Here is a 14,277-nt window from a genome sequence, read left to right as displayed (position 1 = left end):
ATGAAATTTTTCTGTAAGACTCATTACCGACAAAAATCAAGAGGCTATCAACCTTTTGGGCGACGAATCATTTGGTAATTGACCACACCATTTCCAAATTCAACACTAGCTTCTAAATCAAAACCATATTGCTGGTAGATCGGGAGATTAACGGGGTTAAAAGTATCAACGCCACATACTCTCCCCTCAAGGTCGAATTTACGTAATGTTGGATAGATTAATTGAGATGCTAGTCCTTGCCCGCGATAACGACGATCGACTAGTAACAGTACTAAGTAGTCATCGCACTGTTTTTGCACGCTCTCAATATTAGATTCCATTGCTTGTATTGACTTATGAATCTTACCTATCTCATTCATACTTCCTGAAGTCATCATTTTTACTTGGCAAATTAATCCCTTACACCACGAACTTTCGCCAGGTTGATTTAAGTCACTCCATATTGCTGCGGCATCAATATGCTCACCTATACAGTAAGCCGACAGTTTTCCTCGACTGCTGTTTAACAACCGAGAAGAAAATATGTTCACTAACTTTCGTCGTTGGGAGTTCGAGTCACTTAACAGTGTGTATAACGGGTCATCAGCGAGGGCAGCTTCAACACTGGGCAAGAAATCTGGGTGGTTAAATGACAGATTCATTAACATAGCAACCTCTTATACTTGCGGATTTACCCGAGTATAAAACTTGCAGAGGCAAAAGATTGAATCATCGAACGATAGCTCGACTAACACCTCATCCACGGACTCAACAAGTGAAACTAGTAGTTGAGATATGTTAGGTAAAATAAAGGCAGCTTACGCTGCCTTTGAAATTAGAGTTTAAAACGGTGAATGATTTGGTTTGAACTGCCGCGCCATTCCAAGTTTAAATCTTTTTTATCTTGCTCGAACTTACCATCAATCAACACATCAATCAGATCAACAACTTGCTTTTGAGCCTCACTTAGCTCTGCCAGTGTGTACCCCGACCACAACCAAATATCTTTGTTTGGACACTCTTGACGAACTCGCTGTACTAAACGAAGCACAGCAGCAACATTGGCAGGGTGCAAAGGATCACCGCCAGAAAGCGATAAGCCTCTACGTTTAATCCGCGTATCGTTTAAATCAGCAATGATTTGATCTTCCAGTTGCTGAGTATACGCGTGTCCGCTATCGGTTCGCCAAGTGGTTTTATTGTAACAACCCCGGCATTCATGCTCGCAGCCAGAAACAAACAGTGTACAGCGCGTCCCTGGACCGTTAACAACATCGATTGGATAATAGTGATGGTAATTCATAATCTTAAAGCAAAAAAACCAGCCCGCATAAGCGAGCTGGTAAAATTAATAAGGAGGTAATTAGAGATGCTTCACTCGGCGTTTAACTTCTTCTTGTTTACCGAAGTTAAACGGGCGTGCATCTGGACTACCAAGGTAACCACAAACTCGACGAGTCACTGAAACCTTACTTGAATCGTGGTTGCCGCAGCTTGGGCAAGTAAAGCCTTTACTTGTACAATCAAACTCACCAGTATAACCACACTCATAGCACTCATCGATTGGTGTATTGGTTCCATAGTAAGGAACGCGGGTGTAGCTGTAATCCCATACGTTTTCTAGCGCTTCTACGTTGCGCTGCATGTTAGGGAATTCACCATAACAAATGAAGCCACCGCTAGAGACATGCGGGTAAGGCATTTCAAAATCGATTTTATCGTAAGGGTTAACTTTCTTTTCAACGTCTAGGTGGAAGCTATTGGTGTAATAGCCTTTGTCTGTCACACCTTCTAGTACGCCGAATTCTTTAGCATCGATGCGGCAGAAGCGACTGCATAGGTTTTCACTAGGCGTGCCGTATAGGCTAAAGCCATAGCCGGTTTCTTCTGTCCATTGGTCCACATGCTTCTTCAAGTACTTAACAATGTTAAGTGCTTTAACTCGCAGCTCTTCAGCGTCATACACATGCTCGCTTGTGCCATACAGTGCATTGACCATCTCGTGGATACCAATGTAGCCCAGAGAAATAGATGCGCGGCCATTTTTAAAGATGTCTGCGATTGAATCGTCTGCTTTTAGACGAACCCCACATGCACCTTCCATATAAAGGATCGGTGCTACACGTGCTTTTACATTTTCTAAGCGTGAAATTCGCGTTTCTAGCGCACGGCGCGCTACAAGCAACTTCTCATCTAAGATCTTAAAGAATGCTTCCTCATCACCTTTCGCTTTAATCGCGATACGTGGAAGGTTTAGGCTGACAACACCAATGTTGTTACGACCTTCATGGATAAGTTCGCCATTTTCTTCATACGTGTTCAAGAAACTACGGCAACCCATAGGAGTCTTGAATGAACCAGTTACCTCAACCACTTTGTCGTAGTTTAGGATATCTGGATACATACGCTTAGAAGCACATTCTAGTGCAAGCTTCTTAATATCGTAGCTAGGATCTTGCTCTTTATGGTTTAAGCCATCTTTAATCGCAAATACCAGTTTAGGGAAAACGGCTGTTTTGCTGTTTTTACCTAGACCTGCGATACGATTCTTCAAGATAGATTGTTGGATCAATCGAGACGCCCAACTGGTACCTAGACCAAAACCAAACGTGACAAACGGTGTTTGACCATTTGCTGTGTGTAGGGTGTTTACTTCGTACTCTAGTGACTGGAATGCGTCATAACACTCTTTTTCAGTACGAGCGATAGCAAAAGCTTCAGGGTTATGAATATCCCACTCTTGAGCAATTTTCAGATGCTTTTCGTAGCTTGACTGTACGTATGGTTCAAGCACTTCATCAATACGGTTAATCGTCGTACCGCCATAAATATGGCTAGCAACTTGAGCAATGATTTGAGCGGTCACTGCAGTTGCGGTTGAAATTGATTTCGGTGTATCAATTTCTGCGTTACCCATTTTAAAGCCATGTGTCAGCATGCCTTTTAAATCGATAAGCATACAGTTAAACATTGGGAAAAATGGGGCGTAATCTAGATCGTGGTAGTGTAAGTCGCCTTCATCGTGAGCTTGTACAACGTCGCGCGGCAAAATGTGTGTTTTTGCATAATGTTTAGCCACGATACCTGCAAGTAAATCACGTTGAGTAGGGATTACTTTGCCGTCTTTGTTTGCATTTTCGTTGATTAGATCAACGTTGCTTTCTTCAATAAGACCTTCGATTTCACGCGTTAAAGCACTCTGCTTCTCACGAGCGATATCACGATCATGACGGTATTCAATGTACGAACGCGCAAGTGACTTGTATGGTCCTTGCATAAGTTCGTTTTCAACTAGGGTTTGGATTTCGTTGATGTGTACTTCATCGTGATCTTTTAGCTGTAGCTCAACTGCCAATGCAACATTTAGTGCATAAATGGCAATTTCATTGTTCACGTGTTCAGCTGCTGATTCAACGGCCGCTTGAATACGATCTCTGCTAAACGGAGCTCTTGAGCCGTCACGCTTGATTACGATTGGTTTCACCTTTTCTCCTTACCCAGCATACTCACAGAGTTATCCACAAACACACTATATAGGGTTATTATTTTTTTGACTGACACTAGATGTTGTGGCGTATTAAACTCCAAAGCACTACCCAAAAGTATTGATCAAGATCAATAAAACAGAGTTACAGTACAAGAACGAAACGATCTTATTGGCATGGATCTCAGATACAAAGAAAACCATGAAAATCGCATTTTTTTCGCTTTTAAACTTGATTTTTTACGAAGGCTTGCTAGATAAAGGGTTATCAATGACAACAATTTGCAAGGAGCGAAATGTGAACGTAAAACCTCTCATTTTTCTATATGTAGTGGCTTTATTTGCATTTCCAGCACAAGCGAATCAACCGCTCAAAGTTTCGACATGGAATATGGAATGGTTCGTTTCTAAAGGAAACAAACGTTTCGAACCCTCGTTACGCAGTAACGCCGATTTTTACAAAATGGCACTCTACTTCCGCGAACTACAAACGCCTATCCTTGCGTTTCAAGAAGTGGGAGACGTCGATGTTATAAAGCGGGTCATAGGTGATAACTACAACGTTTACTTTTCTGACCGTGCTTCTAGCCAAAATACCCAATGGCAGTATGACAACATTAATCAATATACTGGCTTCGCAGTGCAAAAAGGGATCAAGGTTGTGGATGTAGCAGATTTCTCTTTGCTGCCTTCTTATAGGAAAGACAAGCTGCGATTTGCCAGCTACATAATAGTTCAACAAAACAATAGCCAGCCCGTGCATTTACTCAATGTACATTTAAAAGCCCGATGCTCAGGGCGATATACTAACTCCAAAGCGTGTAATACATTAGCAGTACAAGGCAAAGCGCTGAATACTTGGATTCAACAGCGCGAAGAGTTAGGACAAAGTTACATTATAAGTGGTGACTTCAACCACAACCTCTCTTTTCAAAACGATTGGTTATGGGAAAAAATCAGCCAATCAACAAAGGCTAGAATTGCCACCAAAAACGTTGAAGCCAACTGCAAAGTGCGTAGTCGTAATCACCCACAACGGACGCATCAATTCCGTTCTCTCATTGATCATGTTGTTGTGAGTAAAGATATGACCGTTATTAGTGCCTCGCAATTGTTATACCGGAGTGAAGATGTCTTAGATTATAGGTTGAGTGATCATTGCCCAGTGATGGTCACGCTCACACAGCCCTAGTGGATTTGTCGCAATTAGATCTCCCCCGGATTCAATACCACGACATCCCCTTCTACTAACCCTTTGCGTACGCGGTAATCTTCACCGACTTGAATAAGCCGTGTTTGCAGTTTACCTTCTTTTATAATACGTACGTAATCAAGTTGACCCACTTGATAAATCGCCTCTACTGGTACTTTAAGTACTTTATCGGTATCCGTCTCCACCATCACTTTGGCGTAGCTCCCTGGGTAGAGAGTTTTGTCTGTTTTAAACCCAAGACGAATTAAGTAGCTTCTGGAGCCTGAATCGGCCGCAGGCGTGATTTCATTAATCTGAGTAAGCAATGCAATTTTGTAGCTAGGTAATGTGACCGATAGCATCTCACCTAACGCAATTTTAGGTAACACTGATTCAGAGACATTCACTTCAATCAGTAATGATTCCGGATTATACATACTGAGCAATAGCATACCCGCAGTGGCTATATCTCCCTGATTCACTGGCTTTTGCGTAATCACACCGTCAAATGGCGCTGTAATAACACTGAAACCAAAGGTGGTTTCAGCTTCAACAACCGCCGCTTTCTGTTGGTTGAAATCTGCGTACGCACTTTTCAAAGCGCTATCCGCTTGGTCATACTGTGAGACAGGAATTAGCTTTTTATTGAATAACTCTTTCATTCGCGCATATTCTTTGCGAGCAATATTTAACCGTGCTTGCGCTGAAGATAAAGCCTGCTCAGTTTGTTGAACCCGAGCATCAAGATCATCACTTTCAAGGCGTAGCAACACATCACCTTGTTTTACTTCATCACCGACATCCACGAGAACTTCAGCGACAGTCGCGGTTAAACGAGCACCAATTGAAGCACGCTGATTCGCAACAACCCTACCAGCAAACTCCCTCACAGCCGGCAACTCAACAGCTTCTAAGGTAACGGTTTCCAATGTCATCACGTTTCGTTGAACGCTTTGTAACTCAGTGGGTAGTTTGGGCGTAAATACCCCTGCCATATATAGAAATAACAGTATGAGCAATGCAAATAAGAGTCCGCCAATCAACCATTTGTTGTTTTTCATCACTCATTCTCCTTAACTGCTAAACCATAACCTCGTTGATTTTGATAGGCGAGGTTGTACACCACTGGAACCACCAGCAACGTAAATATTGTTGACGCCGAAATGCCAAATATAATCGCCCATGCTAGACCATTAAAAATTGGGTCTAGTGTAATAACAATGTTCCCCAGCATCGTAGTGCCTGCCGTGAGAAGTATTGGTCTCATACGCACTGCTCCTGATTGTATCAGCGCCAAATGCAGAGCTTCTCCTTTACGTAACGATTGCTGAATAAACTCAATCAACACCAGTGAGTTGCGCACAACAATACCGGCTAATGCGATCATCCCTATCATCGCGGTCGCGGTAAACAGGGCTGGATTAGGGTAGCCGTTAATGTCACTACTGAGCGAATTAAGTAGCCAAAACCCCGGCATAATGCCAATCACAGTTAAGGGAATCGCCAACATGATGATGGCAGACACAGCAGGCAAGCCCGTTTGCACAAGCATAACAATAAAGACACCTAATAGTGCTGCACCATAGGCAATGCCCAAATCCCGGAATACGTCGACGGTTATCTTCCATTCCCCTTCTCCGCTCCAAACCACTTCATAGCCCGGATCAAGTTGCCAGCCAATACCCCCACCGTTATTTAGGTAGCTTCTATCCTGCCAATCAATAGCAGTTTCACTATTAGCCTCCCCCTCATCGGCAAGTACATCAGCAATAATTTCACCCGGTACTCGTCCAACCGCTTCTGCATAGACATACACCACCGGTTTTAAATTTTTATGGTAAATCGGTTTATCGACTGGACGGAGGACAAACTCCCCTAACTCAGATAACTGCACCATCGGTTGCGGAGCATCGACCAGCGATCCATGTTTCTCCAGCTTAACCACGCCACTTTGTCCACGAACCGTTAATTGCAATAACGAGTTCAGATTATCTCGATCTTCTCGAGGTAAGCGAATCTCGATAGGCACCGGCGTTACTTCTCTTGAAAGCGCTAAATAACCTAAGACTTTACCCTGATTGGCTGCAACTATGGTTTGATTAATCTCATTGATTGAAACACCCGATAACGCGGCTTTTTGTTGGTCAATAATAAATTGCCAAGTTTGATACTCACCTTGAACGGAAGTATCGACCTCCGCTACAAACGCTTCTTGGCGAAGTCTATTGGCAACCCGTTCTGCCTGCGCTGATAATTCTTGATAGCTGTGTGTTTCATTGCCGTAGACTTCAGCGGTAATTGTCGCGATCACTGGTGGTCCCGGCGGCACCTCAACAATCTGAATATTGGCAGAATAAGTTTGAGCAATACGCTCTAAATCACTTCGCAATCGTGCAACAATTTGATGGGATTGCATGCTCCTTCTGTTCTTCTCAGCTAAAACTATACGCAGCTCACCTTGATAACCCTCATTACGCATAAAGTAATGCCTTACCATGCCATTGAAGTCCATCGGTGATGCAATACCCGAAAACCCTGAAACAGATTCTACTTCGGGCACTGTGATCAGATAATCCGCAAATACTCTTAGCGCATTAGACGTATCAACAAAACTCGAAGACTCAGGCATATTCACCACAAGTTGAAACTCATTCTTGTTGTCATAAGGTAAAAGCTTCAAAGGGACATGTCGCCATGCAGGCAGTAACGCAGCGACAATGAAGAGTGCAGCCACAATAGCCAAGAACAACCAGGATTTTTTGCGACTCACTAGTAAAGGGGTCAGCAATTTAGAATAAAGGCGGTATAACAGGGTAGAGGTAACATCGTAGTGCCCTTGCGAATGGGCAGATTTAAGCAGTTTTTTTGCAAGCCATGGCGTAATAAGAAACGCAACCAAGGTACTAAAAATAACACTGATTGGCACATTGAATGCCAGTGGCGCCATATACGGCCCCATCATACCGGTGATGAAAAACATCGGCGTGAATACAATCACAATCGCCACGGTCGACATCAACAATGCGCTGCGTATTTCTGCCATGGCATAGACAATTGCCTTGCCACGACTTAATTCTTTGCGCTTCAAAAACCGTTCAATGTTATCGATGCTGGCTATCGGATCATCAACTATCAAGCCCAAAGCCAATATCAAAGCAAATAGAGTCACTCGGTTGATTGAATAACCAAATAACAGATCCATCCCCAATGCTGCGCCGTAACTGATAGGAATCGCAATCGCAACCACTAAGGCACTTCGCCAATTGAGAAAAAGCCCTACAAACACTACTACAGTGGCTATTGAAATACCTAAGCTAGAGATAAGGTTTGAAACTTTTTCATCTGCTGTTTGACCATAATTTCGGATGATGCTGACACCAACTTCACTTGGAAACTGAGTCTTGGATAATAGTTCGAGTTGCTGAGTGACAGATTCCGCCACATCAACGGCGTTCGCCCCTTTCTGCTTCGCCACAGAGATAAACACCGCAGGGTATTCTTTACCGGTTTCTCCATCACGAAACCAAGTGTCATTTTGCGCTTCTGAGGCGCCATCTGTCACCGTTGCTACGTCTTGCAAAAATACGGGTTTACTATCAATTACAGCCACCACAAGATCTTGAATATCTTGTGCCGAATCAAATAACCTACCCGACTCCAGTTGATAATGAGCATTTCCGACTTCTATCGTCCCAGCTTGAGATTTACTGTGGCTAACTTGAATCGCCCGTTCAAGATCATCAATCGTGACACGATAGTTAGCCATGGCTATTGGGTCGAGCGTAATGGAAATGGTTCGACTTTCCCCGCCAACAACGTTGACACGGTTGGTGTTGGGAAGTGATTTGATACCCAACGTGGCTTGCTCTACCACTCTTCGTAATTGATAACGGTCTAAGTTACCGCTCTCTTTGGTATATAAAGCAGCAACAACAATCGGTACGTCGTCTATTTCGATAGGCTTTACTAGCCAATTAGATACTGATTGTGGGATTTTATCTTGGTTGGAATAGAGTTTGTTATACAGTTTAACCAGAGCTTGCTCTCTGGCTTCACCAACATAAAAGCGAACAATGACTTGCGCGCTCCCTTCCATAGATGCGGAGTAAACATACTCTACTCCATCAATTTGACTCAATAGCTTTTCAAGTGGCTCGGTAACTTGGTTTTCTACTTGTTCAGCGCTTAGTCCAGGGGCTGAAACCAAAACATCAGCCATTGGCACGACTATTTGAGGATCTTCTTCTTTTGGCGTTAACCAAAGTGACGCTGCACCAACCGCAATCATCAGCACAATTAATATCGGAGGGAGGAAGCCATTCATCACAACTTCAAGAAATCCTTTCTTTTCTGATTTTTCTTCCATAAATCCTCCGATGATTTACCTCAACTCACTTTAATCACACTCGCTTGTTGAGCTTGGTGGTGACTAACATACAACTTGGTAATTAATGAACCGATCACCATCGCGGCAAAAAACAACACAATTGCGATATTGCCCAGCGCTAAGCTGGCAACTGCTGGTCCAGGACACACGCCCGCAATACCCCAACCAAGACCAAAAATCGCGGCTCCAGAAAGTAAACGTTTATCGATAACCTTGTTGTTTGGTATGCAAATTTCATTACCGCTAATCGCTTGTTTTCTTTGTTTTATCAATAAAAAATAACTCGGCATGAAAATAATTAGTGCACCGCCCATCACAAATGCTAAAGAAGGGTCCCAATTTCCACTAATATCAAGAAATCCGGTCACTTTACTCGGTTCTATCATTCCCGACAGCGCCATGCCACAGCCAAAAAGCACACCACTAAGTAGAGCTACGCTCCTAAAGACAAACTTATTCACTACGACCTCGTTATAACAAATGTAAACGGACAAATACTGTCAGTCCCGCGACAGACATAAACACACAGGTCGCAATGATAGAGCGTTTTGATAAGCGTCCGATACCACAAATACCATGTCCGCTCGTACAACCATTACCAAGGCGAGTTCCTATACCAACCAATAAACCTGCGAGAACTACTCCCCAAATATTCAGCCCTTCCATTTCAGGAATAGCTAAGTCAAATAAGTGCACAGTGAAGAAACCGCCTAGCACCATCCCGGTAAAAAACAGCACTCGCCACGCGTAATCCCCTTTTTGAGGGGCAGAGAAAAGCCCGCTAACAATACCGCTAATACCGGCTACTTTGCCGTTAAATAACAGCAGCATTGTGGCAGAAACGCCTAACAGCATCCCACCAAATAGTGACTCCCACGGAAACGCTTGAAACATTGAATTCTCCTTTACGCCTTACAAAACACACTATGTAATGCTTGTATCAGCGTCTCGACCCTTGAATCGGCTAACGAGTAAAACACTTGCTGAGACTCTTTACGTGCTTTAATAATGTTGTGTTTTCTCAATACGGTTAAATGTTGAGAGAACGCCGACTGGCTTAACGTTGAATTAGTTTGTAGCGCTCCTGCACCAAGCTCACCTTGAGTAAGCTGACACACCACCATTAAACGCTCCGGGTGAGCCATCACTTTTAGCAATTCAGCCGCATCGATTGCATTTTTTTGCATGTCGACCATATTCATTTGTTCAGCCATGTATGCCTCTCACTCTTATCTTTTTTGTACATAATAACGCCACTTTTAAATTAGTCAATCCTAATGTAGCCATTTCGAATTTAGTATAATTTACATTAGACAATGCTAAATTTAGTCTTTATAGTCATTGTTAATTATTGGAAACACAGCGTAAGGAGAACGGCGATGAGTTTAGAAAATGCGATTAGAATCTTTGCAGGTAGTATGGTTTTACTTTCTGTTTTGCTAACAGCCACAGTTCATAGTGGTTTCATTTGGTTAACCGTCTTTATTGGTGTTAATTTAATTCAAAGCGCATTGACCGGCATTTGCCCTGCTGCGTGGTTCCTTAGAAAATTCGGCTTTCGATAATTGGAGTTGTAAATGACAAAGATCGTAATCATCGGTGGCGTGGCTGGTGGCGCATCTGCCGCAGCCCGTGCTCGTCGTCTCAGTGAAGACGCGCAAATTATTATGTTTGAAAGAGGTCCTTTCGTTTCGTTCGCTAACTGTGGCTTGCCCTATCACATCGGTGGCGAGATCGAGCAACGCAGCAAGTTGTTGCTTCAAACACCGGAAAGCTTCTTAGCCCGTTTCAATGTTGATGTTCGTGTTATGAACGAAGTAATGAGCATCAACCGCCACGATAAAACTGTCTGTGTTAAGAATTTACTTGATGGTAGCGAGTATCATGAGCATTATGACTTCTTACTGTTGAGCCCTGGCGCCGGTCCTGTCGTTCCTCCAATTCCTGGAGTCAATAACCCTCTGACGCACTCATTGCGCAATATTCCAGATATGGATAAAATCATTCAGACCATCAAAATGAACAACGTCGAACACGCGACGGTTGTTGGCGGTGGCTTTATTGGTTTAGAAATGATGGAAGCATTCCATCAGCTTGGTATCAAAACCACGCTGCTTGAATTGTCAGATCAGGTAATGGCGCCTGTTGATAAAGAGATGGCGGGGTTTGCTCATGAGGAGATCCGCAATCAGGGCATTGATTTACGCCTTGAAACCGCACTCAGCAGTGTTGAGTACATTGAAGAAACCAGTGTAGCGAACTTAGACTCTGGCGAAAGTAATGAACATCAACACATCAATGGTCATTTAACTCTAACGCTAAGCAATGATGAACAATTGAGCACAGATATTCTCATTATGGCGATTGGTGTGCGACCTGAAATTCAATTGGCACAGCAAGCGGGGCTTCAAATCGGTGCTCTTGGAGGCATCTATACCAATGAGATGATGCAGACCAGTGACCCTTCTATTTATGCCGTTGGTGATGCAATCGAGGAAAAAGACTTTGTGACTGGTACGCAGACTCTTGTTCCACTAGCAGGACCAGCCAATCGCCAAGGTCGTATGGCTGCAGATAACATGCTGGGGCGTCATGAGAAGTATCAAGGCACACAAGGCACCGCGATTTGTAAGATTTTCGACCTGGCCGTCGCCTCGACGGGAAAAAATGAGAAACAACTAAAACGTGACAACGTCCCTTATGAAAAGGTGTACGTACATACTGCAAGTCATGCCAGTTACTACCCTGGAGCGGAAATCGTCTCATTTAAACTGTTGTTTGATCCACATACAGGCAAGATTCTGGGCGCGCAAGCCGTTGGTAAAGATGGCGTTGATAAACGCATTGATATCATGGCGGTTGCACAGCGTGCTGGTATGACAGTCGAACAGTTGCAACACCTTGAGTTAACTTATGCTCCGCCTTATGGCAGCGCGAAAGATGTCATCAACCAAGCGGCTTTTGTTGCGAACAACATCATTAAAGGTGATGCGACACCTATTCATTATGATGAGATCGATAACCTCACAGAGCATCAACTCTTACTTGATGTGCGCAACCCTGGTGAGCGTGAAAATGACAACCACTTTGAAGGTGATGTCAATATTCCTGTCGACCAACTACGTCAGCGAATCAATGAATTACCAAAAGATAAAGAAATCATAATCTATTGTCAGGTTGGTCTACGTGGCAACGTTGCTTATCGCCAACTCGTCAATCACGGTTTCAAAGCGCGTAACTTGATTGGTGGATACCGGACATTCCAGTTTTCGAAAAAATAACAGCTAGCGGGGGACTAACACTCCCCCCTTCTTAGAACTTAAATTACATGCTCCAACACCTATAGATTCTGATACAAATATAATCCCATCAACAACTTATTGTGGCTAGTAATCGACATTGCTTCAGCTATCTGCACTGTCATACATTCCTAAGCGATGATTACGCCTTCCTATTATGTGCCGTTTTAACAATCACATTTTTACCAAGCCTGCTTCTACATTTACTCAATTGTCTTTCTGATTTTCATTTTGACTTCCATTTTTCAAACATGCTTATAGCCATAAAGGCGATCGCACAAATCCTTGAATTATATATAAATTAAAAACAAAAAAATCTGGCGCAAAGATTGCAGCACTCCAACAAAGCTATGAAAAAAGGTGAATTTCATGGCATTTAGAATCGAGAAGGAGTGTCTATGAAAAAGGTAATGTTAATTCCTGCAGAGACCAAAATTGCGGTCAAACAAAACGGCGAATTACACGTTCTGACGAATGGACAACCGTCAAACGAAGATGACGTAATTTATTCAGCACAAGATTTTGCATTACTGACAAATATTGACATTAATCTTTTATCAGATACCACCAAATCTCCTCTTTTTAACGACACCGAAAAAGTGATTAATCTGATTGATTTAGGCATAGACCCTACCCTGCAAGAAAGCCTCAGGACTGCAGCAGGTCAAAATGAAGGCTCTGCACCAATACTATCCGCTAAAATTATAAGAGATAACCAAGCAACGATCGCTCAGACTTTTTTTGATACTAGGAACAATGACCAACAAGATGATGGTCAAACACTAATCACCCTTCAAGATGACTCAAATTCAAGCATAAATATTAATGCCAAGATTGGGGGTGATGACTCAGGTTCTGTCATAGAAGATACCAAATCCCCAACTCTAACCGATTCTGGTAAATTAACGATTGAAGACAACAATAAACGAGATGCTAATTTTAACCCAGGCAATATTGTTGCATCTAAAAATGCGCTTGGGGAACTCACCATCGACACTCAAGGTAATTGGACATATAACGTACCCAATACGGATGTTCAGTACCTTACTCAAGACGAAACAAAAATTGAAACCTTCACCGTCGCTTCAGTGGATGGCACCACGCATGACATAGTTGTCACCATTACCGGTATTAACGACAGTGCGGTGATTTCAGGCGATGCAGTCGGCGCCGTGACTGAAGATGCTACCGATCCGGTACTCACTGACTCAGGCGTATTAACCCTCACCGATGCTGATACCGGCGAAGCGAAATTTGACCCAGCTAGCGTAGTCACTCCAGCTGGCGCATTAGGCGCACTTACCATCGATGCCGATGGTAACTGGGTCTACAACGTTGACAACTCTGACGTGCAGTACCTTGCTCAAAATGAAACCAAGGTGGAAACCTTCACCGTCGCTTCCGTCGATGGCACCACGCACGATATTGTTATTACCATTACTGGGGTCAACGACAGCGCCGTAATTTCGGGCGATGCAGTCGGTGCGGTCACTGAAGATGAGAGCGATCCGGCACTGACAGATTCAGGTATTTTAACCCTCACCGACACTGATACCGGCGAAGCCAAGTTCGATCCTGCTAGCGTAGTCACTCCAGCTGGCGCATTAGGCGCACTTACCATCGATGCCGATGGTAACTGGGTCTACAACGTCGACAACGCGGACGTGCAGTACCTTGCTCAAGACGAAACAAAAGAGGAAACCTTCACCGTCGCCTCAGTCGATGGCACCACGAACAACATCGTTATTACTATTACTGGGGTTAACGACAGTGCCATGATTTCAGGTGATGCAATTGCCGCGGTGACTGAAGATGCTACCGACCCAGTGCTGACTGATTCGGGCGTGTTAACGCTCACCGACGCTGATACGGGTGAAGCCGAGTTCGACCCGACCAGCGTAGTCACTCCAGCTGGCGCGCTCGGCGCACTCACCAT

The 14,277-nt window shown here is 43.7% G+C and carries 12 protein-coding genes; 4 read left to right on the top strand and 8 right to left on the bottom strand.

Translation table 11 applies throughout. The annotated features are described in order from the left end of the window. Positions 1-47 precede the first annotated feature (47 nt). The 3 genes from H2O73_RS16430 to nrdD form a co-directional block, all read right to left on the bottom strand. Complete coding sequence (locus H2O73_RS16430; protein WP_182110017.1) at positions 48-647, bottom strand: GNAT family N-acetyltransferase; 600 nt, start codon at positions 645-647, stop codon at positions 48-50. Between the two features lie 167 nt (positions 648-814). After that, on the bottom strand, positions 815-1,282 hold the full coding sequence (nrdG, locus tag H2O73_RS16425; protein ID WP_182110016.1) for an anaerobic ribonucleoside-triphosphate reductase-activating protein: 468 nt from the start codon (positions 1,280-1,282) through the stop codon (positions 815-817). Positions 1,283-1,342: 60 nt separating this feature from the next. Then, positions 1,343-3,463 carry an anaerobic ribonucleoside-triphosphate reductase gene (nrdD, locus tag H2O73_RS16420; RefSeq protein ID WP_182110015.1) on the bottom strand — a complete coding sequence of 707 codons (2,121 nt, stop codon included), beginning with the start codon at positions 3,461-3,463 and terminating at the stop codon, positions 1,343-1,345. Positions 3,464-3,761: 298 nt separating this feature from the next. Here nrdD and H2O73_RS16415 point away from each other — a divergent pair, with 298 nt between their 5' ends. Further along, positions 3,762-4,655: an endonuclease/exonuclease/phosphatase family protein gene (locus tag H2O73_RS16415; protein ID WP_368737169.1), complete on the top strand. Its 894-nt coding sequence runs from the start codon at positions 3,762-3,764 to the stop codon at positions 4,653-4,655. 14 nt (positions 4,656-4,669) lie between these two features. Here H2O73_RS16415 and H2O73_RS16410 read toward each other — a convergent pair whose 3' ends face one another. The 5 genes from H2O73_RS16410 to H2O73_RS16390 are packed head-to-tail and all read right to left on the bottom strand — an operon-like array spanning position 4,670 to position 10,256. Further along, entirely contained in the window at positions 4,670-5,716 is a 1,047-nt protein-coding gene (locus H2O73_RS16410; RefSeq protein WP_182110013.1) for an efflux RND transporter periplasmic adaptor subunit, read from the bottom strand. Continuing rightward, positions 5,716-9,021, bottom strand: coding sequence for an efflux RND transporter permease subunit (locus H2O73_RS16405; RefSeq protein WP_182110012.1), 3,306 nt, complete (start codon positions 9,019-9,021; stop codon positions 5,716-5,718). Before H2O73_RS16405 ends, H2O73_RS16410 begins: the two co-directional genes overlap by 1 nt. Positions 9,022-9,041: 20 nt before the next feature. After that, on the bottom strand, positions 9,042-9,503 hold the full coding sequence (locus H2O73_RS16400) for a DUF6691 family protein (protein ID WP_182110011.1): 462 nt from the start codon (positions 9,501-9,503) through the stop codon (positions 9,042-9,044). Between the two features lie 10 nt (positions 9,504-9,513). Then, complete coding sequence (locus H2O73_RS16395) at positions 9,514-9,936, bottom strand: YeeE/YedE family protein (RefSeq protein WP_182110010.1); 423 nt, start codon at positions 9,934-9,936, stop codon at positions 9,514-9,516. 11 nt (positions 9,937-9,947) lie between these two features. Beyond that, positions 9,948-10,256 (bottom strand): ArsR/SmtB family transcription factor, encoded by a 309-nt coding sequence (locus tag H2O73_RS16390; RefSeq protein WP_182110009.1) that lies wholly within the window; start codon positions 10,254-10,256, stop codon positions 9,948-9,950. Positions 10,257-10,421: 165 nt separating this feature from the next. On the opposite strand from H2O73_RS16390, the gene H2O73_RS16385 reads away from it, so the two are divergent. The 3 genes from H2O73_RS16385 to H2O73_RS16375 all read left to right on the top strand — a co-directional run. Continuing rightward, positions 10,422-10,607 (top strand): YgaP family membrane protein, encoded by a 186-nt coding sequence (locus H2O73_RS16385; RefSeq protein ID WP_182110008.1) that lies wholly within the window; start codon positions 10,422-10,424, stop codon positions 10,605-10,607. Positions 10,608-10,619: 12 nt separating this feature from the next. Beyond that, entirely contained in the window at positions 10,620-12,323 is a 1,704-nt protein-coding gene (locus H2O73_RS16380; protein WP_182110007.1) for an FAD-dependent oxidoreductase, read from the top strand. A gap of 416 nt (positions 12,324-12,739) precedes the next feature. Beyond that, positions 12,740-14,277: VCBS domain-containing protein (locus H2O73_RS16375; protein ID WP_220457633.1), on the top strand; the 1,538-nt coding region annotated here is incomplete at its 3' end.

The organism is Vibrio marinisediminis (assembly GCF_014050145.1).
Classification (GTDB): Bacteria; Pseudomonadota; Gammaproteobacteria; order Enterobacterales; family Vibrionaceae; genus Vibrio; species Vibrio marinisediminis.
Note: the sequence above shows the minus strand (reverse complement) of the source record. Positions and strands in the feature narration are given on the sequence as shown.

Bases quoted from the DNA above. Each gene is read 5' to 3' on its own strand.
- H2O73_RS16430 (WP_182110017.1), bottom strand. From the start codon at position 647: ATGTTAATGAATCTGTCATTTAACCACCCAGATTTCTTGCCCAGTGTT.
- nrdG (WP_182110016.1), bottom strand. From the start codon at position 1,282: ATGAATTACCATCACTATTATCCAATCGATGTTGTTAACGGTCCAGGG.
- H2O73_RS16410 (WP_182110013.1), bottom strand. From the start codon at position 5,716: ATGAAAAACAACAAATGGTTGATTGGCGGACTCTTATTTGCATTGCTC.
- H2O73_RS16405 (WP_182110012.1), bottom strand. From the start codon at position 9,021: ATGGAAGAAAAATCAGAAAAGAAAGGATTTCTTGAAGTTGTGATGAAT.
- H2O73_RS16395 (WP_182110010.1), bottom strand. From the start codon at position 9,936: ATGTTTCAAGCGTTTCCGTGGGAGTCACTATTTGGTGGGATGCTGTTA.
- H2O73_RS16390 (WP_182110009.1), bottom strand. From the start codon at position 10,256: ATGGCTGAACAAATGAATATGGTCGACATGCAAAAAAATGCAATCGAT.
- H2O73_RS16385 (WP_182110008.1), top strand. From the start codon at position 10,422: ATGAGTTTAGAAAATGCGATTAGAATCTTTGCAGGTAGTATGGTTTTA.
- H2O73_RS16380 (WP_182110007.1), top strand. From the start codon at position 10,620: ATGACAAAGATCGTAATCATCGGTGGCGTGGCTGGTGGCGCATCTGCC.